Here is a 19973-nt window from a genome sequence, read left to right as displayed (position 1 = left end):
GAGCATCGCGTTGAGCGTCTCCTCCACCGTTCCACGGACTATCTCGCCGAGATGGTCGCGGATCCGGGCCGCGTCGATCTTGATAACTTGCCCCATCGATCTGCCTTCGTTCTCTTCCTTCATGGCCTCTTTCCTTCTTCAATGTGAAAGATGCCGCCGTCTTTGAAAAGTGCGAAAGATTGTGTACGTTATCCTGCCTCGTCAATTTCTACCGGGGTGGGGCCAGGATGGGCCTGCACCGCGATGCGGACGAGGAGGATTTCGCGGCCCCCGTGCTCTCCATCTCGCTGGGCGACACGGCGGTGTTCCGCATCGGCGGCCCGGAGCGCGGCGGGAAAACGGAGACGCTGAAACTCCGTTCCGGCGACGTGCTGGTGATGGGCGGGGCATCCCGCCTCTGCCACCACGGCATCGACCGGGTGCTCTCCGGCACATCCAGCCTGCTGAAGGACGGCGGGCGCATCAACCTCACGCTCAGGCGGGTGACCAAACCATGAGCCACCTGCCCGATCCCGCTCTTCTCAACCGTCCACGGCGCGCACCTCTCCGGAACCGCGGAGGCGGAAAAGGCTGTGAAACTGCTCCAGCCGAGACTACTTTGGCGCTCCAGAATGCGATGCCGAGGCAGTCCTTTCCACGAGGCGGTAGTGCGCTTTTGAATCGCGCGTATAGGTCCCTGAAACGAATTCGAGAACGCCTTTTCTAACCAACCTGTCCAAGTCCTTTTTTGAAGTGGCCCATGTTCTCCCTGTCAGTCGTGAAGCATCGGACACATGGATTACTTTATTCCGATAGGCATGAGCAGCAATAGTTATCTCATAGTCTTGCAACAACTTCCAAACCTCAACACCAAAATAGACCGCCACATCTCTGTCAGATGCCCGCTTTCTTGTAAGATAATCATTGAAAAGAGTAACCTTTACGACGACCCCGTGCAGCGCCTCCTGCTTAAACACAGGTTCTGGCAAGCGGTACTTTGCCATACTTTCCCTTATGCGTCTGGTCCCCTCTCGAGCCATTTGCACATATCCGAGGTACCGCATTGCGTCCATTAAATGCGGGTTTCTAGAAGCACGCGTATGATATAGATTCATTTCATTTACGGGAGGAACAAAACCTCCAGGGCTCTCAATCTCCATTCTGTTGGGGAACAGCTTGACGGTCACGTCCGTGCCCGCAAAACTGTAGGAACGATGAACGCATGCGTTTACAAGAGCTTCGAACCAGGCCCACTTGGGATACTCCGGCGTAGTCTCAAATTTGCCATCGGAATTCAACCAAGTCACATCGTAAACCAATTCATCCAGTTCTTGAGAAGCAGACCTTATTATGGACACAACGTTTCCTTCAAAGAAACGATCCCGCAATGGTGCATAAGTATCTCCTGAACCCTCTTGTTCCGCTCCAAATCTCTGAATTCGCACTCTGCATCCGGGAATGCTCTTGCGGGGATTTAAGGCGGCAAGAAGCACAAATGCATTAGTGGGCTTCAGCTTTCCTCCATGTTCAGCAAGAAGAAACCTATCTCGCAAGATTTCTTGGTCACTCCAATTGTCCCGACGCTCTCGAGTGCGGAAACCGTCGCAGAAATCCTTCACAATCTCGGAATCAAACTCTGAGGGAAACTCGTATGGGGCATGCAAGAATTCGAAACTCAACTCATGACGTGTCGAGCGAAAGTCTTGACGCTCTTCATCACTCATCTTGTGTATCGTGTCTCCGTACCGAATGTAGGATTCCTGTTTGTTGGTCTCAACCAAGCGGCCAATACATGGCACGTATACCGCAATACAGAAGTCCGGTTTCCCTTCGACTGAGACCTCAATTCTTCTGAACTCGGGACGGGCTTCCGGGCATAGTTGCGTATGACAGGATTCGATCCTGTTCTGCACATCGACCGAAAGCAGATTACATCCGGTAGGATGTCCATGAGAGTTTGCCCCGAACACCAACACTCCGCCTTCGGGGGTATTGGAAAAAGCGCTGAGGTATTTCGCCATGTCAGCGAAATCGATCCGGGACCCGCCTTTGTAGTCGATACGCCGACCTTCCGCGAAGTACGGCATCATTTGGGGAGTAAGACGAACCCAAATCTCGCGCGGGGTCCATAATGATGGAGAATCCGACGCCGAAAAGGGTCCCTCAAAAGGCAGTTCAATCTGGCGCATTTTCCTACATGTAGTATGTCGACGCCCGTCTCGACACACTATATATAGCGGTGTACGGGGCTGACCACGACATATTACACACAAAGATTCAAAGTTTAACCCAAAATGCCTCTTCGTCTTGGAGCTACCCCTTACCACCCATTTCCGGCGTCATCCAGCCGATCATCGCGCCAAGCGGGTCCTGAAGGATGGCGATGCGGCCCACCGTCGGCACCCCGAACACCGGCATGCAGAGTTCGGCCCCGGCTTCCAGCGCGGCTGCCACTTTCGCATCGACATCATCGACCGACATATAGGTGAACCAGCCGGACGGGCCGCCGGGCTTTCCCGCCATGTCCATGATGCCCCAGGCCGGTCGGCCATCGATCTTGGCGATCCAATAGCCCGGATTGCCCGCGCCGGTGGCCTCGAAGCCGAGACCCAGGGTTGCGCCGCAGAAAGCCATGGCCTTGTCCACGTCACGGGTCATCAATTCCGACCAGACGACCGCGCCGTTCTCGATCATGGGAACCTCCCGGATGAAACCGCAAGATTAACACAAGGCCTGTGACGGATCCATTGCGGGGCGGGCTGCCCCGCACGCGACGTCTGCGCGGCCGCCGTCAGCCCTCGGCCTTGGCCACGCCCACCATGGCGGGTCTGAGGCAGCGGTCGCCGATGGCGAAGCCGGACTGCATTTCCTGGGTGACGGTGCCCGGCGGATATTCGCTGGTCGGCATTTCGAACAGCGCCTGGTGGAAGTTGGGGTCGAACCTGGCGCCCACCGTCTCCACCTTGCGGATGTTGTAACGCTGAAAGACCTTGAGCAGTTCGCGCTCGGTCATCTCGATGCCGGCAAAGAGGTTCTTCGTCTCCTCGCTGGCGGTTTCCTCGGGCTTGTGGGCCAGCGCGCGCTGCATGTTGTCGGACACGCTCAGGAGGTCACGCGCGAAATTGGTGGCGGCATAAAGCGTTGCCTCCGCCTTCTCGCGCTCGGCGCGCTTCCGGAGATTGTCCATCTCGGCGGCGGTGCGCAGCAGCCGGTCCTTCAGCAGGGCGGCCTCTTCCCTGAGCTTCGCGATCTCGAGGTCGCGTTCGTCCAGTTCCTCGGCCAGCGCCTGCTCAAGGGCGAGGTCGATATTCGGCTCGTCGCCGGGGTTCCTGTCTTCGGCCATTCCAAGGGCTTTCCAGTTCTCTGGAGCTGTCAGTTGGAAGCCATATCGGCTGCCCGGCGGCAAAAATCAAGTGAGCAGCCGCCCGATGGCCTTGGCGGTGTAATCGACCATCGGGATGATGCGGGCATAGTTCATCCGGGTCGGCCCGATGATGCCCATGACGCCCACGATCTTCTCCTCGGCGTTGCGGAAGGGCGTCACGATGATCGAACTCCCCGACAGCGAGAACAGCCGGTTTTCCGAGCCGATGAAAATGCGCACCCCCTCGCCCACCTCGGCTGCGCCCAGAAGCTGAACCAGCTCCTTCTTGTTTTCGATGTCCTCGAACAGCTTGCGGATGCGCTCGAGATCTGCGGTCGCGGTGGCGTTCTCGATCAGGTTGGCCTGGCCGCGCACGATGAGCGTCTTGTCCTCGCTGTCGCCCCCGCCGGACCATTGCCCGATGCCGGCTTCGACGATGCGGGCCGAGATTTCGTCAAGCTCGGACCGGAGCTGCGCCATCTCGCCCCGCACGAAGCGCTGCACTTCGTCGATGGTCTTGCCCTGGAACCGCGTCGAGAGATAGTTGGACGCCTGCGCGAAGGTGGAGGGCGGCAGCCCGCGCGGCACCTCGATCACCCGGTTTTCGACGCTGCCGTCCTCGCCCACCAGGATGACCAGCGCCCGGCCCGGCCCGAGATTGACGAATTCGATGTGCTTCAGCCTGGCATTCATCTTCGGCGCCAGGATGACGCCGGCGCAGTGCGACAGGCCGGACAAAAGCGTCGTCGCCTCGCCCAGCACGTCCTCCACCCGGCGCTGGCGGTTCGATGCCGCGATCTGCGCGTCGATCCTGGTGCGCTCGTCGGCGGGCATGGCGCCCACCTCCATCACGGCATCGACGAAAAAGCGCAGGCCCTGCTCGGTGGGCATGCGCCCGGCACTCGTGTGGGGCGAGAAGATCAGCCCCGCGTCCTCCAGGTCCATCATCACATTGCGCACGGAGGCCGGCGACAGGTTCTGGGGCAGGATGCGCGAAATGGTGCGCGAACCCACCGGCTCGCCGGTGGCGAGATAGGTGTCGACGAGGCGGCGGAACACATCGCGCGAGCGCTGGTCGAGCCCGGCGATGCCGGAAAGCCGCTCCTCGGAGACTGTTTTGGGCGGGATCACGCTCATGGCCGCAATGTAGGAATCAAGTTGGCGCTGGTCAATCGGCGGGGTAGAAGCCCCGCTTTCGGACAAGGAATGAGCAGAATGCGTCCCTCCGGACGGAAACCCGACGAATTGCGCCCCGTCAGCTTCACCCGCGGCTTCACCCGCCATGCCGAGGGCTCCTGCCTCGTGCGCTTCGGGGACACGCACGTCCTGTGCACCGCCTCGCTGGAAGAGCGGGTTCCGCCCTGGCTGAAGGGCGGCGGCAAGGGCTGGGTCACCGCCGAATACGGCATGCTGCCGCGCGCCACTCACGAACGCACAAGGCGGGAGGCGGCATCGGGCAAACAGTCCGGCCGGACGCAGGAAATCCAGCGCCTCGTCGGCCGCAGCCTGCGCGCCGTGGTCGACCTCGTGGCGCTGGGCGAACGCCAGATCACGCTCGACTGCGACGTGCTGCAGGCCGATGGCGGCACCCGCACCGCCGCCATCACCGGCTCGTGGGTCGCGCTCTTCGACTGCCTCAGGTGGATGGAGCAGCGCGCCATGTTCAAGACCTGGCCGCTCAAGGACCATGTCGCCGCCGTCTCCTGCGGCATCCACGGCGGCACGCCCGTTCTGGACCTCGACTATCCGGAGGATTCCTCCGCCGGCACGGATGCGAATTTCGTGATGACCGGCTCCGGCGGCATCGTCGAAATCCAGGGCACGGCGGAAGGCGAGCCCTTTTCCGAGGCAACACTCGCCGAACTTCTGGCGCTGGCGAGGAAGGGCATCGGCGAACTCGTGGCCAGGCAGAAAGAGGCCATCGCCTGATGCGCAGCCTCCGCGGCCAGAAGATCGTCATCGCCACCCACAACAGGGGCAAGCTCGCGGAATTCGCGGCACTGCTGAAGCCCCATGGGGTCGAAGCGGTGGGCGCCGGTGCGCTTGGCCTGCCCGAACCCGCCGAGACGGAGAACACCTTCGCCGGCAATGCCCGCATCAAGGCGCTCTCCGCCATGAAGGCGAGCGGGCTCATCGCGGTGTCCGATGACTCCGGCCTCTGCGTCGAAGCGCTCGATGGCGCGCCGGGCGTCCACACCGCCGACTGGGCGGGGCCGGACCGCGACTGGAACCGCGCCATGCGCCTTGTGGAAGAAATGCTGCAGGCCAGGGGCGCCACCAGGCCGGAGCAGCGCCGCGCCTGTTTCTCCTGCACGCTCTCGGTCATCTGGCCCGATGGCGGGGAGCGCCTCTACGAGGGACGCGCACAGGGAACGCTTGTCTGGCCGCCGCGCGGCGTGCTGGGCCACGGCTATGACCCGATGTTCGTGCCCGACGGCGGGACGCGCAGCTTTGGCGAACTCGCACCGGAGGAGAAGAACCGCATCTCGCACCGTGCGCGGGCGCTGGAACAGCTGGTCCGTGACCTCTTCTGACGCCTTCGGCATTTATGTCCACTGGCCGTTCTGCAAGGCCAAGTGCCCCTATTGCGACTTCAACAGCCATGTGCGCCACGAAGGCGTGGACGCGCTGTCCTTCGCGCGCGCCCTGGGCAAGGAACTCGCCTGGTTCGCGGAGCGCACGCCGGGCCGCACCGTCTCATCCATCTTCTTCGGCGGCGGCACGCCCTCGCTGATGCCGCCGCTGGCGGTGGGCCACGTGCTCGACAGCATCGCCAGGCTGTGGCCGGTGTCTCCGCAAGCCGAGATCACGCTCGAAGCCAACCCGACCTCGGCCGAGGCCGAAAACTTCCGCGGCTATCGCGCGGCGGGCGTCAACCGCGTGTCCGTCGGCGTGCAGGCGCTGAACGACGCGGACCTGAAGGCGCTTGGCCGCCAGCATTCGTCCGGGGAGGCCATCGCCGCCTTCCGGCTTGCGGCGCGGGTCTTCGCGCGCTGCTCCTTCGACATGATCTATGCCCGGCCCAACCAGACGCCGGAGCAGTGGCGCGCCGAACTCACCCGCGCGCTGGCCGAGCAGCAAGGCCACATGTCGCTCTACCAGCTCACCATCGAACCCGGCACCGCATATTTCGACCTCTTCGAGAAGGGCCGATTGCAGACGCCGGACGATGACCGCGCCGCCGATCTCCATGACCTCACGCAGGAGCTCACCGAAAAGGCGGGGCTTGCCAGTTACGAGGTTTCCAACCACGCCGTGCCGGGCCAGGAATCGCGCCACAATCTGCTCTACTGGCGCTATGGCGAATATGCCGGCGTGGGTCCCGGCGCGCACAGCCGCCTCGCCGGGGCCGAGAACCGCCGCGCGCTCATCGCCGAACGTCACCCGGAAACATGGCGCGCGCTGGTGCGCAGCCAGGGCCACGGCATCGTCTCCGACTCCGTCGTTGTGCCCGCGGATCAGGCCAGCGAATATCTGCTCATGGGCCTGCGCATCGCCGAAGGAATCGACATGGACCGTTATGCCGCGCTGGCGGGGCGCGAGATCGACCCGTCGAGGATCGCGGGCCTGAAATCCATGGGCCTCGTCCGGCGCCACGGCCAGCGGCTGATGGCGACGGCGGACGGCCGCAAGCTGCTCAATGCGGTGATTGCGGAACTGGCGAGCTGACACTACGCTTCGTTCAATGGCGTCACCCCGTCCCAACTGTTCCGTCACCGCGGCGAAAGCCGGGGCCCCGCTTTGCCGGCCCCAAGGAAGCGGGGTCCCGGCTTTCGCCGGGATGACGGCTTGTTTGGGGAGGCGGCACACATGACCGCCGCCAGCCCCACCTACATCATCGGCGCGCACCGCTTCGAGGCGGAGCCTCTGGCGCCGGGGCTCTATGTGGTGGCGACCCCCATCGGCAACCTGGGCGACATAACGGTGCGCGCGCTTGCGACGCTCGCCGCCGCCGAGACCGTGCTGTGCGAGGACACACGCACCTCCGGAAAGCTGATGGAGCGCTACGCCATCAAGACGAGGCTCGCACCCTACCATGAGCACAATGCGCGGGATGTGCGGCCCGGGATTCTCGCGCGCCTCGAACAGGGCGCCGCCATTGCGCTCATCAGCGATGCCGGCATGCCGCTCGTCTCCGACCCCGGCTACCGGCTGGTGCGGGAGGCAGCGGAGCTGGGCATTCCCGTCACCGCCTGCCCCGGCGCCTCGGCCGTCCTCGCGGGACTGGCGCTCTCCGGCCTTCCCACCGACCGCTTCCTCTTCGCCGGCTTCGTGCCGCAGAAGCAGGGCGAGCGGAAGCGGCTGTTTGCGGAGTTCGCGGCGCTCAAGGCCACGCTGATCTTCTTCGAAAGCCCGCACCGCATCGCCGGGACACTGCGCGATCTGGCGGCGGCGCTTCCCGGCCGCCACGTGGCGGTGAGCCGGGAGCTCACCAAGCTGCATGAGGAGGTGTTGCGCGGAACGGCGGATGACATCGCCGCGCAGCTTGAGGCGCGCGCCAGCGTCAAGGGCGAGATCACCCTGCTTGTCGGCCCGCCCGGAGGCGGGGACGAAATATCCGAAGCCGATCTTGACGCCGCCATATCGGATGCTCTTGCGGGCATGCCTGCCAGCAAGGCCGCCTCCGAGGTGGCCAGGCGCTTCAACCTCGGCCGCTCCGTCGTCTATCAGCGCATTCTCGCACGCAAGGATGGTTATGGCGAATGACCGCCGCCGCCGCGAGGAGCATGGCCGCGCGGCGGAATTGATCGCGCTGTGGGCGCTGCGGCTGAAGGGCTGGCGGCTGCTGGCCCGGCGCTACAAGGCGCATCAGGGCGAGGTGGACCTGATCATGCGCCGCGGCGCGGTGACGGCCTTCATCGAGGTGAAGTCGCGCAAGAGACTCGACGAGGCGATAGCCTCCGTCACGCCGCGGCAGGCCCGGCGCATTGCCGCCGCGGCGCGCCAGTTCATGGCGGAGGACCGCAAGGCTGCCCAGCAGTTCTGCCGTTTTGACATCGTGGCGGTGACCCCCTACCACTGGCCCCGGCATGTCGAGAACGCATTCGAGGGAGACGGCTAGATGGCCCTGAAGGTTGCCGTGCAGATGGACCCCGTCCAGTCCATCAACATCGCGGGCGATTCGACCTTCGCCATGATGCTCGAAGCGCAGCGCCGCGGGCACCGGCTGTTCTATTACCAGACCAGGACGCTGGCGCTGGGCGGGGGCTCTCTCTTCGCGACGGGCAACGCCATCGCCGTGCGCGACGAGCAGGGCAATCACTTTGCCCTGGGCGGCGAAGACCGCTGCGATCTGGGCAAGCAGGACGTCGTGCTGATGCGCCAGGACCCGCCCTTCGACATGGCCTACATCACCGCCACCCACATGCTGGAGACGATCCACCCCGGGACTCTGGTGGTGAACGACCCGAAGGAAGTGAGAAACGCGCCGGAGAAGCTCTTCGTCCTCAACTACCCGCAGTTCATGCCGGAGACGCTCGTCACGCGTGACCCCGTGGAGATTGCCGCCTTCCGCCGCGAGCATGGCGACATCATCCTGAAGCCGCTTTACGGCAATGGCGGTGCGGGCGTGTTCCGGCTGGGCGAGGGCGACCAGAACTTCTCCTCCCTGCTCGAGCTTTTCACGCAGACATTCCGCGAGCCCTTCATCGCGCAGAAATATCTGCCCGATGTGAGGAGGGGCGACAAGCGCATCATCCTTGTCGACGGCAAGGCGGCGGGCGCCATCAACCGCGTGCCGGCGGTGAACGAGAACCGTTCCAACATGCATGTGGGCGGCAAGGCCGAGCCCACCACCATGACGGCGCGCGAACACGAGATCTGCGAGGCGCTGGGGCCGGACCTCAAGGCGCGCGGCCTGATCTTCGCCGGCATCGACGTGATCGGCGGCTGTCTCACCGAGATCAACGTGACCTCGCCCACCGGCATCCGCGAGGTGAAGAGGTTCGGCGGCGCGGACATCGCGGCGCTGATCTGGGATGCGATCGAGGCGCGGCGGTAGTTCAGACGATTCCCGCCAACCCGCTCAGGTCCTTCACCAGCGCCGCGGGCTTTCCCGGCAGCCGTTCGTCCTTCAGCCCGAAGCGGTCGACCCGCACCGCCTGGAAGCCGAAGGTGGCAGCACCGTGGGCGTCCCAGGTGTTCGACGTCAGGAAGCACACCGACGGCGCATCGGAAATCTGCAGCTTCTGCATGGCGTGGCGGTAGACGCGGCGCGACGGCTTGTAGATGCCGACGTCCTCGACCGACAGCACCATGTCGAACAGCCTGTCGAGCCCCGCATGGCGCACGGCTGCCTTGAGCATCGACGGACTGCCGTTGGAGAGGATGGCCGTGAGCTTGCCCCTGGCCTTCACCGCGGCGAGCGCGTCCGCCACCTCCGCATAGGCATCGAGCTTGAGGTAAAGCGCCATGATCTCGTCGCGCAGGCCAGGCCCGCTCACGCCAAACTGATCCAGCGCATAGTCCAGCGCGTCACCCGTCACGCGCCAGAAATCGGCATGCACCCCCATGAGGCTGCGGAGCCAGGAATATTCGAGCTGCTTCCGCCGCCACAGCGCGGAAATTTCTTCCGCGTGAGGGCCGATTTCCGGAGCCAGCCTGGCGATCGGGGCCTGAATGTCGAACAGGGTTCCATAGGCGTCGAACACGCAGGCCCTGATGCCCGGGAGCTTCTCCATGCCGCTTCCTCTTGCCGGAACTGCCGCCCATGATGGGCGGAATTCACGGGGCTGACAAGAAGCCGGGGGCCTCGCCCGCGCCGCGGCCTGGAACCGCGCGGCCAGGGCCATGCCGCATGGGGTGCCGGTCGAACTCAGCCGAGGTTGAGAAGCACCGGGAAACGCTCGATCAGCCAATAGGACACGGCCTGCACGCCGCCGGTGATGAACATGACGCCGGAAAGAACGAGCAACGCGCCGGCGATCTTTTCCACCATCCCAAGGTGCTTCCGGAATCTGGCGAAGAAACCCATGAATGCGCCAATGCCGGCGGCCGCCAGCAGGAAGGGAATGCCGAGGCCCAGCGAATAGACGGCAAGCAGCCCCGCCCCTATCATCACGTCCTGCTCGCTCGCCGCGATGGTGAGGATGGTGCCGAGCACCGGGCCGATGCAGGGCGTCCAGCCGAAGGCGAAGGCAAGGCCGATGACATAGGCGCCGGCGAGGCCGCCGGGATGCGACTGGTGGTGGTAGCGCACCTCGCGCGAGATCCAGAACATGCGGAAGACGCCCAGGAAATGCAGGCCCATGGCGATGATGATGAGTCCGGCCACCGCGGTGATCGGGTTGAAGGAGAAACCGAAGAGTTCCGCCTGGCGGCCGAGTTCGGTGCGCAGCATGCTGCCCAGCCAGGAGGCGCTGGCGCCCAGGGCCACGAAGACCGTGGTGAAACCGAGGACGAACAGCAGGGCCGCCAGCAGCACCTGGCGGCGCTCCTCCTTCGGCTTCATCTTGTTGTCCACCAGGTCCTCGAGCGAGGCGCCGGTGATGAAGCACAGATAGGGCGGCACCAGCGGCAGCACGCAGGGGCTGAGGAAACTGATGGCGCCCGCGACCAGCGCGGCGCCCACGGAGACATCAAGGCTCATGGACCTCCTCTGGCAGGTTGACGGCGGAATCGCAATTCGCAGCGGGGCCGCAGGCGATCACCTCTCCGTCAGGCTTGACCCCTGGGCGCAATCTCCATATGTTATATTATAACATTACATAACGAGGTCCCCATGCGCCAGTTGCCCGCGTTGCTCGCCGCCGCCCTGCTGATGGCCAGCCCCGCCCTGGCCGGGCCGAGGGTGATAGCCTCGGTGGCGCCGGTCCAGTCCATCGTCGCCGCCGTGATGGGGGACACGGGCACACCGGAACTGCTGCTGCAGGGCAGCATGCCGGAGCACCGGGCGGTGTTCACGCCTTCGCAGATTGCGGCCCTGGGCGATGCCGATCTCGTGTTCATCGCCGGCCGCGGGCTGGAGGCGAAGCTCGCGCAGATCAGCGGGTCGGACGCGGTGAACGGCAAGACCTTCATCGCGCTTTCGGATGCACCGGGCATCGGCAAGCTTCCGGTCCGGGAGGGCGGCGCCTGGGAGCACGGCGATCACGATCACGATCACGATCATGACCACTCCCATGACGCCGAGGGCGTGCTCGCCTTCGACCCCCACATCTGGCTCGACCCCGGGAACGCCAAGGCCATGGCGCGCGAAGTCGCGTTCCGGCTCGCCCGGGCGGACCCCGCCAACGCCGCCACCTATGCCGCCAACGGAAAAGCCTTCGCAGCGGAGATCGACGCCACCACGGCCGCCATCGCCGCGGAACTGGCCCCGGTGAAGGACAAGCCCTTCATCGTCTTCCATGACGCCTACCAATATTTCGAGAAGCGGTTTGGCCTCGCCGGCGTGGGCTCGATCTCGGATGTTTCCGCGAGGGCCCCCTCGGCGGAGCGGCTGGCGGCGGTGCGCGACAAGATCGTCTCTGCCCGTGCCGCCTGCGTGTTCCGCGAGCCGCAATATGACGGCAAGTTGGTGCAAACGGTGATTGAGGGCACGGACGCCCGCGACGGCGTGCTCGATCCGCTGGGCGCCAGCCTCACACCGGGGCCTGAGGCCTATCCGCAGCTCCTCCGGGACCTTGCGAAAGCGCTGAAGGATTGCCTGTCCGGCGGCTGACGCCTTCACGATTTTGCCGCATTGGCGCAGCATTCCTCCAGCGAATCGGAAGGACAGTCGATGCGAGCTGCCTGTCTCAAAGCACTCCCCGCCGTGGGGCTTCTCTGCCTGGCAGCGCCGGCACAGGCCCACCCGCATGTGTGGATCCAGATGCAGTCCGGCCTGGTGTTCAACGATCAGGGCTTGATCTCCGCCGTGAACGTCTCATGGACCTTCGACGATGGCTATGCGCAGATGGCGCTCGACGGTTTGGACAAGAACGGCGACGGCGTCTACGACCCCGCCGAGCTCGAGCCGCTGACCCGCGAGAACCTCGACTCGCTGAAGGACTATAATTACTTCACCTATGTCCGCTACAACAACAAGCCGCAGGCGATCGGAACGCCCGTCGATGCCGGGCAGATCTATTCCGGGAACAAACTTCGGCTTCAGTTCCGGGTGCCGCTGGCGGCGCCGGTCGACCCCGCCAGGGGCGAATTCGTGCTCAAGACCTATGACCCGGAATTCTTCATCGCCTTTGATTATGTGAAGGATGAGCCGGTGTCGGTGATCGGCAACATGCCGAAGACCTGCGCACTCAACGTGAAGCCCGTGCCGGGCGATGCGGAGATCGAACAGACCAGGGCCATGCTGGCCACCAAAGGCGCCGACTGGAAGCCCGCGGAGGACGAAGAGTTCGGCTCGCTCTTCGCCCAGCCCGTGACCATCCAATGCAAGGCGTGAGGAGCACCCTCCTCACGCTTCTGGCGCTGCTCATCCTGTTGCTGACAACGGCGCCGCGGGTGATGGCCCAGCCCACCGATGGCGCCGCCACCCGGCAGGCCCAGCCCGAGGTGACGATCAAGCGCAGCCAGCTGCTGGCGCCGAAGAAGAATGCCGACGGGACCATCGCCGTGACGCCCTTCACCGAGGATCCGGTGATGTGGGCGCGCGACGAGCAGCAGAATTTCTATGGCCGCATGTCCTCCACCCTCAAGGCCATGCGCGGCCCAAATGCCATGGCGGCGGGCTGGATGCTGATGCTGCTGAGCTTCGCCTATGGCGTTTTGCATGCCGCGGGGCCGGGTCATGGCAAGGCGGTGATCTCCACCTGGCTGCTGGCCACGGAGAGCGAACTCAGGCGGGGCGTGCTGATCTGCTTCATGAGCGCCATCATCCAGGCGCTCACCGCCATCGTGCTGGTGAGCGCGCTCTTCCTCGTCGTCGCCAGCGCCGGCTCCACCGCGCGCGACGCGGCGGGCGTCCTCGAAAGCGCCAGCTATGCGCTGATCGGCCTGCTGGGGCTCTATCTCATCTGGACGGCGCTGCGCCTGCTGGCCGCGCGGCGCGCCGCCGCCGCGCCGGCGCCTGCCTTCGTCGCCACGCGCCAGTCGATCGCGCTGTCCGATTTCGCCAGCTTCGAGCCGGTGAGGAACGAAGCCGCCGGTCACGTGCACGGCCCCGGCTGCGGCTGCGGACACACGCATCTGCCGGAGGCCAGGGACCTCGCGGGCGATGTCTCCTTCGCCAGGGCTTTCTCGCTGGCCTTCGCGGTGGGGATCAGGCCGTGCACGGGGGCGATCCTGGTGCTCGTCTTCGCCAATGGCCTGGGGCTCTACTGGGCCGGCATTGCATCGACCTTCGCCATGGCGCTCGGCACCTTCATCACCGTCTCGGCGATCGCCGCCATGGCCGTTTATGGCAAGAAGATCGCGGCAGGCATGTTGCGCGGCAAGTCCGGCCTGCCCGGCTGGGCGGGGATCGGCTTGCGCCTGGCGGGCGGAACCGCGATAGCTTTTCTCGGAACGATTCTGTTCCTCGGCTCGTTGGGCTCCACCAACGCAATGATGTAGGCGCCATGCGGACTGACGCTCCACGCCGTCACCAATGGTTCGTTCTGGCGGGCTTCATCCTGCTCTGCCTCGCCGTTGGCTCGATCGGCGGCTTCGCGACCCAGGGTTCGATCGACACCTGGTATGCCACCCTCAACAAGCCCAGATGGAACCCGCCCAACTGGGTTTTCGCGCCGGTCTGGACGCTGCTTTACGTGATGATGGGCGTCGCCGCCTGGCTGGTGTGGCGAACGCGTGACCGGATCGGGCCCGCCATGCTGCTGTTCTCCGCTCAGCTGGGTTTCAACCTGCTGTGGTCGCTGGTTTTCTTCGGCCTGCGCTCGCCCGGCTGGGCGCTGGTCGAGGTGGTGTTCCTCGTCGGCTCCGTGGCGCTCACCATGCTGGCCTTCTTCGGCCGTCAGACCGCCGCGGGCTGGCTCTTCGTGCCCTATCTCGCCTGGGTGAGCTTTGCGGCCATCCTCAACTTCGCGATCTGGCGGCTGAACAGCTGATCAGTGAAAATCCCGGCTTTTGGGGATCACCCGCACCTGGCGCGGGTGGCGCGCCGGGGGTTGCTGCTGGTGCGGGTCCGGCCCCGGCCTTGCCACCTCGTCGGCGCGGGCCAGGGGGTTCCTGAGCAAGGCCCCCTCCTCCGTCAGGAGCGCCAGCCAGTCCGAACGATCCTCGATGGCGCCGGCCACCACATGGATGATGTCGCCCGTGCGCTGCACGCGGCCCCTGATGAGCATCAGCCGCGCGCCCATCACCACGGCGCGGTGGGTTTCCAGCACCTGCGGCCAGATGACCGCGTTGCAGACGGAGAACTCGTCCTCCAGCGTCAGGAAGACCACGCCCTTGGCCGAGCCCGGCCGCTGCCGCACCAGCACCACGCCCGCCACCGTCACCGGTGCGCCATTGCGCAGCGCCTTGAGCCCCGCCGTGTCCGTCACCTTGCGCCCGGCGCAGAGCCCGCGCAGGAACTGCATCGGGTGCGCCTTCAGCGACAGTTTCAGCGTCTGGTAATCGTGCACCACATGCTCGGAGAGCGGCATGCCGGGAAGCGCCACATGCGCCTCATCCCCCTGCTCGCGCGCATCGGCGAAGGCGAAGAGCGGCAGCGCACTGGCCTTGGTCAGCGCCTTCACCTCCCACAGAGCGGCACGCCGGTCGAGGCCCAGCGAGCGGAAGCAGTCGGCGGCGGCGAGCTTCTCGAGGCCACCGGCAGGAACGCCGAAGCCATGGAGACCGGCAATGCCGAGCGGTTTCTTCTGCGCGCGATACTGCAACAGCAACGCGGCATCCTGCGCCTTCAGCCCATCGACCTCGCGCAGGCCCAGACGGATCGCGGCGCGGTCACCCCGTGAGGATGTTTCCAGGATCGAGTCCCAGCGCGAGAAGCTGACGTCCACCGGCTTCACCTCCACGCCATGCTCGCGCGCATCGCGCACGATCTGCGCGGGGGCATAGAAGCCCATGGGCTGCGAGTTGAGGAGGGCCGCCGCGAAGACCTCCGGATAATGATGCTTGAGCCAGGACGAGACATAGACCAGATGCGCGAAGCTCGCGGCGTGGCTTTCGGGAAAGCCATATTCGCCGAATCCCTTGATCTGGCTGAAGCAGCGCGCCGCAAACGCCGCATCATAGCCGCGCTCCACCATGCGGCCCACCATCTTCTGCTCCAGCCGCCCGATGGTGCCGCGCCGCCTGAAGGTGGCCATGGCCTTGCGCAGTTCGTTGAGTTCGCCCGCGGTGAATTCGGCGGCCACCATGGCGAGCTTCATCGCCTGTTCCTGGAACAGCGGCACGCCCCTGGTGCGGCCGAGCACCTGGCGCAATTCATCCGGCGGCCCGAAATCCGGGTGCGGAGCGGGATAGTCCTCGGGTTCCAGCCCGTCGCGCCTTCTCAGGTAGGGATGCACCATGTCGCCCTGGATCGGGCCGGGCCTGACGATCGCCACCTCGATGACGAGGTCGTAGAAGCAGCGGGGCTTCAGCCGCGGCAGCATGTTCATCTGCGCCCGGCTCTCGACCTGGAAGACGCCCACCGAATCCGCCCTGCACAGCATGTCGTAGACGGCTGCATCCTCGCGCGGCAGGCTGGCCAGCGAATATTTGAGGCCGTACCAGGCCTCCATCATCCCGAAGCTCTTCTGGATGCAGGTGAGCATGCCCAGCGCCAGCACATCGACCTTCAGGATGCCCAGCGCGCCGATGTCGTCCTTGTCCCATTCGATGAAGGTGCGGTCCGCCATCGCGGCATTGCCGATGGGCGCCATCTCGTCGAGCCGCCCCTTGGCGAGGACGAAGCCGCCCACATGCTGCGAGAGGTGGCGCGGGAAGCCCTGGATGCCATCGGCGAGCTCGATCACTTTCGCCAGCAGCGGATCGTCGGGGTCGAGCCCCGCCTCCTTCAGCCGGCCATTGTGCATCTCCTCGCGCATCTGGCCCCAGACGATGCCGGCGAGCGTGGCCGTCACGTCCGCCGACAGGCCCATCACCTTGCCCACCTCGCGCATGGCGGAGCGGCCGCGGTAGGTGATGACGGTGGCGGCAAGCCCCGCCCGCTCGCGGCCATAGCGCCGGTAAATGTACTGGATCACCTGCTCGCGCCGCTCATGTTCGAAGTCGACGTCGATGTCGGGGGGTTCCCTGCGCTCCTCCGAGATGAAGCGCTCGAACAGGAGCTCGATCTGGTTGGGGTCGACCGCCGTGATCCCAATGGCGTAACACACAGTGGAATTGGCGGCCGACCCCCGCCCCTGGGCGAGGATCGGGGGATCCTGCGTCCGGGCGTAATGGACGATGTCGTGCACGGTGAGGAAATAGGGCGCATAGTTGAGCCGCTCGATCAGGGCGAGCTCCTTGGCGATGTTCTCCTTCACCTTTGGCGGAATGCCCTCCGGATAGCGTTCCTTCGCGCCCTCCCAGGCGAGGTGCGCGAGGTGCTGTTGCGGCGTCGAACCCCGCGGGACCGGCTCTTCCGGATATTCGTATTTCAGCTCCTCCAGCGAGAAGCGGCAGACCCTGGCGATGGCCAGCGTGTTGGCTATTGCCGAAGGATGGCCGCGGAACAGGCGGGCCATCTCGTCGGGCGTCTTGAGGTGGCGCTCGGCATTGGCCTCCAGCAGGTAGCCTGCTTCCGCAATGGTGACGCCCTCGCGGATCGCCGTCACCACGTCCTGCAGCACGCGGCGCGAGGCATGGTGATAGAGCACGTCATTGGTGGCCAGGAGCCCCGTCCGGTTGCGCTCCGCCAGCTCGGCAAGGCGGTTGATGCGTTCCCTGTCGTCCCCGCGATACTGGTGGCTCGCCGCGAGGTAGAGCGGCGCCCTGAGGCGCCTGCGGATTTCCGCGAGGCGATCGGCTCCGTCCGGGAGCAGCGCAAAGATCATGCCCGGGGCATGGGCATAGACATCCTCCAGCGTGATCAGGCACTGGCCCTTCTCCGCCCGGCGCTGGCCGAGGCTCAGCAGCCGGCACAGCCCGCCATAGGCCTGGCGACTGGTGGGCCAGGCGAGAAGCGAAATGGCGGGCCCGGACAGGTCCAGTCTTGCGCCAACGATGAAAGGCAGCTCCGCATCCTTCGCCGCCGCATGGGCGCGGACCACGCCAGCCAGCGTATTGCGGTCGGTGACGGCGATCGCGGCCAGCCCGAGGCGCCTGGCCTGCATGGCGATCTCCTCCGGATGCGAGCCGCCGCGCAGGAAGGAGAAATTCGTGGTGCACTGGAGCTCGGCGTAGCCGGTCATGCCGACAATCCGTGTACGTACCATTTGGGCTGCTCCTCGACGGGCTCGCCGTAGAGCCCCTCGCGATAGAGCCAGTAGCGGCGGCCCTGCTCGTCCTCGATCGCATAGTAATCGCGCGGCCGCCCGCCGGCGGCGGGCCGCCACCATTCCGGCGCCACGCGCTCCGGCCCCTGCGCCCTGACCACGCGGCGGGTGACGCGCCGCCATGTCAAGCGCATCGGCGGCCCGTCCGGCACGGCGGCCACGACCTTCGCGGGCTCCGGGGCTTCGAAGATGAGGAGCGGGCGCGCTGTGGGTGCGGGGCGGGATGGCCTGGGCTTCAGCGGCCGCGCAGAGGGCTTCATGATTTCGGCGCGCTCGGGGATGTGGCTTTCGGCGTCCTCCAGCGCCACGAAGGGCTGCTCATGCCGGTTCAGCACGCGGTCGTTCAGCTGTTCCAGCGCCAGCGTGCTGTCATCCTCGAGGAAGCCGTGCTGCTGCACGGGGCCTTCCGCCGTCTCGCGCGCCTCCAGCGTCATGGCGTCGATGCCGAAACCGGCGTCGATCGATTCCAGCTTCGGTTTCAGCACGCGCAGCATGTGGCGCGGGTCATGGGTGGGGGCGGAGAATCCCGCCGGCAAATTGGCGCGCGAGCCATCGGTGCGGAACAGCCTGAGGATCAGCCGCAGCGCCCCCTTGCCCTTGCTCTCCAGATCGCGGCAGAGCTGGTTGACCAGCCCCTCAAGAACGATCTCCAGTCCCTCCGCGTGAATGACCGGCTCCATCAACGCGCGGTGCGCCATGAAGGAGGTGGGCGGATTGAGCGGGTTCAGCGGCTCGTCCCTCACCCCCATCATCTCGTCGAGCCTGATCAGCACATTCTCGCCGATGGTCTCGCCGCGGAAGCGCCGGGCCAGCGAGGCGCGGGGGATGGCGGTGAGCGATCCCAGCGTCTTCAGTCCGAGACGCCTGAGCGTCTTCGCCGCCGTGCCGTCGATGCGCAGGGCCTCGACGGGAAGCGAGTGCAAATCCTTCGCCCCATAGCGGGCGAGCGCCCAGGCCGCCCCCACCGTGGCGCCCTGCCCGATCCTGACGCTGAAGCCATATTGGCTGAGCCGCTGGCGGATCTCCGCCATCATGCGCTGTTCGCCGCCGAAGAGATGGGGAACGCCGGTTACGTCCAGCAATATGCCGTCGGGCGCATCGGGCGCCACCCAGGGGCTGTAGCGCTCCATCCAGCGGCACAGGCCGAGCAGACTGTTCATGTCCTCCTCCGGCTCGTGCGGCTCGGTGAGGAGTTCCGGCAATTGCGCGCGCGCATCCGCCAGCCGCATGCCGCGCATCAGGCCGAAGCTCCTCGCCGCGGCATTGACCGCGATGAGCCGCAGGCCGGACTTTCCGCTTTCAACCAGCGCGAAGGGCAGGTTCTTGGCGGGCGGCTTCCGGCCCGTCTTGATCCGTGCCCGGATGAATCGCTCGACGGGAAAATCCGGGAACCAGAGAGAAACGAGACTGCGCATGATGCCATTCCAAAGTCCAGGCGCCGGGGCGGCCGCCCCTGGCGCGGGTGAGTTCGACGCTCCAGCACGGCGCGCCGGGTGCGCCCGCGTCATGGGCGGGGCTGAGCGAGGGCACGGCGGCCGCCGTCCAGCGCGTGTGGCTGGCGGTGGCGGCGCAATCCGGCCTGGCGAAGGTGAGGATGGCGGCGCATTTGCCCGCCGCCGCCGCGAGCGACAGCCGCCTTGTGGCGGTCAGGTCCGCATGCGCGGCTTCCGCATCGCCCAGCACGGCGGCCACCGCGCCGGATTTCAGCGCCTCCTCCATGGTCCACAGCAGGCTCGCGGGCTTCCTCAGCGTGATGGTCACGAAGCGGTGGCGGGGAAGACCGAGACGCTCCAGCCCATGGCCATAAAGCCGCCCATGCTCGCGCTCATGCGCCGCCAGCCGGCACCACAGCAGCGGGCGGCGTTCGCCCATGTCGTTCAACCGCCGCAGCGCCAGCGCCAGCGCGAAGCCCATGGCCGCCGGCTGGTCGCCATAGGCGCGCGGGGAAACGTCATGCAGCCCCGCCCGCCGCAGCCCTTGCGCCGGCAGATGCCGGTCGAGTTCGGGAAGCCCCGTGAGCCAGGGGGCCGCCCGGCTCTTCTGGCGCTCGAACTGAGAATGCCCCTGCTCCAGCCGCGCGATGTGGCCGCGCAGCGTGGCGAGCAGCCGGGCGGAATCTCCGCACTCTTCAGGAGTGGCGGGGCGAAAAGGCGTGACCGCGGCGCCAGCGCCCCCGCTCCGCGCAGCCTGATGTGCCGGTCCCGTACGCATGACAAGAACATGATCCAGATTGTTCACTTTTTGTTCCATAGACTGCGAACAGAGTCAAGCGGAACGGAATCGGAGAGTGGCCACGCCGTGATGGCGGGTAAAATCTGCCGAACGAA

General features: G+C 65.7%; 20 protein-coding genes. 11 read left to right on the top strand and 9 right to left on the bottom strand.

What is annotated here, in order from left to right:
- Positions 1-143: 143 nt before the first annotated feature.
- Positions 144-497, top strand: coding sequence for an alpha-ketoglutarate-dependent dioxygenase AlkB (locus IOC69_RS10240; protein ID WP_290543452.1), 354 nt, complete (start codon positions 144-146; stop codon positions 495-497).
- Positions 498-593: 96 nt separating this feature from the next.
- Here the strand turns inward: IOC69_RS10240 and IOC69_RS10235 are convergent, their stop codons facing one another.
- From IOC69_RS10235 to hrcA, 4 genes are all read right to left on the bottom strand, one after another.
- Positions 594-2168 (bottom strand): ATP-binding protein, encoded by a 1575-nt coding sequence (locus tag IOC69_RS10235; RefSeq protein ID WP_290543451.1) that lies wholly within the window; start codon positions 2166-2168, stop codon positions 594-596.
- 124 nt (positions 2169-2292) lie between these two features.
- Positions 2293-2673, bottom strand: coding sequence for a VOC family protein (locus IOC69_RS10230; RefSeq protein ID WP_290543450.1), 381 nt, complete (start codon positions 2671-2673; stop codon positions 2293-2295).
- Between the two features lie 97 nt (positions 2674-2770).
- A complete protein-coding gene (grpE, locus tag IOC69_RS10225; protein ID WP_290543449.1) occupies positions 2771-3322 on the bottom strand; it encodes a nucleotide exchange factor GrpE in 552 nt (183 codons plus the stop codon).
- 66 nt (positions 3323-3388) lie between these two features.
- Positions 3389-4480 (bottom strand): heat-inducible transcriptional repressor HrcA, encoded by a 1092-nt coding sequence (gene hrcA / locus IOC69_RS10220; protein ID WP_290543448.1) that lies wholly within the window; start codon positions 4478-4480, stop codon positions 3389-3391.
- A 78-nt stretch (positions 4481-4558) separates the two neighbouring features.
- Here hrcA and rph point away from each other — a divergent pair, with 78 nt between their 5' ends.
- The 6 genes from rph (at position 4559) to gshB (ending at position 9344) form a co-directional block, all read left to right on the top strand.
- Entirely contained in the window at positions 4559-5272 is a 714-nt protein-coding gene (rph, locus tag IOC69_RS10215; protein WP_290543447.1) for a ribonuclease PH, read from the top strand.
- Positions 5272-5877: a non-canonical purine NTP pyrophosphatase gene (locus IOC69_RS10210; RefSeq protein WP_290543446.1), complete on the top strand. Its 606-nt coding sequence runs from the start codon at positions 5272-5274 to the stop codon at positions 5875-5877. The genes rph and IOC69_RS10210 overlap by 1 nt, the downstream gene beginning before the upstream one ends.
- Complete coding sequence (hemW, locus tag IOC69_RS10205) at positions 5864-7012, top strand: radical SAM family heme chaperone HemW (RefSeq protein ID WP_290543445.1); 1149 nt, start codon at positions 5864-5866, stop codon at positions 7010-7012. The genes IOC69_RS10210 and hemW overlap by 14 nt, the downstream gene beginning before the upstream one ends.
- Positions 7013-7153: 141 nt before the next feature.
- Complete coding sequence (gene rsmI / locus IOC69_RS10200) at positions 7154-8050, top strand: 16S rRNA (cytidine(1402)-2'-O)-methyltransferase (protein WP_290543444.1); 897 nt, start codon at positions 7154-7156, stop codon at positions 8048-8050.
- A complete protein-coding gene (locus IOC69_RS10195) occupies positions 8040-8405 on the top strand; it encodes a YraN family protein (protein ID WP_290543443.1) in 366 nt (121 codons plus the stop codon). Before rsmI ends, IOC69_RS10195 begins: the two co-directional genes overlap by 11 nt.
- Positions 8406-9344 carry a glutathione synthase gene (gshB, locus tag IOC69_RS10190; RefSeq protein WP_290543442.1) on the top strand — a complete coding sequence of 313 codons (939 nt, stop codon included), beginning with the start codon at positions 8406-8408 and terminating at the stop codon, positions 9342-9344. It begins immediately after the preceding gene.
- Between the two features lies 1 nt (position 9345).
- Here the strand turns inward: gshB and IOC69_RS10185 are convergent, their stop codons facing one another.
- Positions 9346-10023: a haloacid dehalogenase type II gene (locus IOC69_RS10185; protein WP_290543441.1), complete on the bottom strand. Its 678-nt coding sequence runs from the start codon at positions 10021-10023 to the stop codon at positions 9346-9348.
- 134 nt (positions 10024-10157) lie between these two features.
- Positions 10158-10931, bottom strand: coding sequence for a cytochrome c biogenesis protein CcdA (locus tag IOC69_RS10180; protein WP_290543440.1), 774 nt, complete (start codon positions 10929-10931; stop codon positions 10158-10160).
- A 132-nt stretch (positions 10932-11063) separates the two neighbouring features.
- Between IOC69_RS10180 and IOC69_RS10175 the strand changes: the two genes are divergently transcribed.
- The 4 genes from IOC69_RS10175 to IOC69_RS10160 are packed head-to-tail and all read left to right on the top strand — an operon-like array spanning position 11064 to position 14325.
- On the top strand, positions 11064-12002 hold the full coding sequence (locus IOC69_RS10175; protein WP_290543439.1) for a zinc ABC transporter substrate-binding protein: 939 nt from the start codon (positions 11064-11066) through the stop codon (positions 12000-12002).
- Positions 12003-12062: 60 nt separating this feature from the next.
- On the top strand, positions 12063-12725 hold the full coding sequence (locus IOC69_RS10170; protein WP_290543438.1) for a DUF1007 family protein: 663 nt from the start codon (positions 12063-12065) through the stop codon (positions 12723-12725).
- The gene (locus IOC69_RS10165) at positions 12722-13834 is read left to right on the top strand and encodes a nickel/cobalt transporter (protein WP_290543437.1); all 1113 of its coding nucleotides are present in this window, start codon (positions 12722-12724) and stop codon (positions 13832-13834) included. Before IOC69_RS10170 ends, IOC69_RS10165 begins: the two co-directional genes overlap by 4 nt.
- A 5-nt stretch (positions 13835-13839) precedes the next feature.
- On the top strand, positions 13840-14325 hold the full coding sequence (locus tag IOC69_RS10160; protein WP_290543436.1) for a TspO/MBR family protein: 486 nt from the start codon (positions 13840-13842) through the stop codon (positions 14323-14325).
- Here IOC69_RS10160 and IOC69_RS10155 read toward each other — a convergent pair whose 3' ends face one another.
- Genes IOC69_RS10155 through IOC69_RS10145 form a run of 3 tightly spaced genes read right to left on the bottom strand, consistent with a single transcriptional unit; the run spans position 14326 to position 19857 of the window.
- Entirely contained in the window at positions 14326-17586 is a 3261-nt protein-coding gene (locus IOC69_RS10155) for an error-prone DNA polymerase (RefSeq protein WP_290543435.1), read from the bottom strand. It abuts the gene before it with no gap.
- A complete protein-coding gene (locus IOC69_RS10150; RefSeq protein ID WP_290543434.1) occupies positions 17559-19061 on the bottom strand; it encodes a DNA polymerase Y family protein in 1503 nt (500 codons plus the stop codon). Before IOC69_RS10150 ends, IOC69_RS10155 begins: the two co-directional genes overlap by 28 nt.
- A complete protein-coding gene (locus IOC69_RS10145) occupies positions 18946-19857 on the bottom strand; it encodes a hypothetical protein (protein ID WP_290543433.1) in 912 nt (303 codons plus the stop codon). Before IOC69_RS10145 ends, IOC69_RS10150 begins: the two co-directional genes overlap by 116 nt.
- Positions 19858-19973: the final 116 nt, after the last annotated feature.

This window comes from Aestuariivirga sp., from assembly GCF_020252405.1.
GTDB lineage: Bacteria > Pseudomonadota > Alphaproteobacteria > Rhizobiales > Aestuariivirgaceae > Aestuariivirga.
This window is presented reverse-complemented; position numbering and strand designations above follow the sequence as displayed.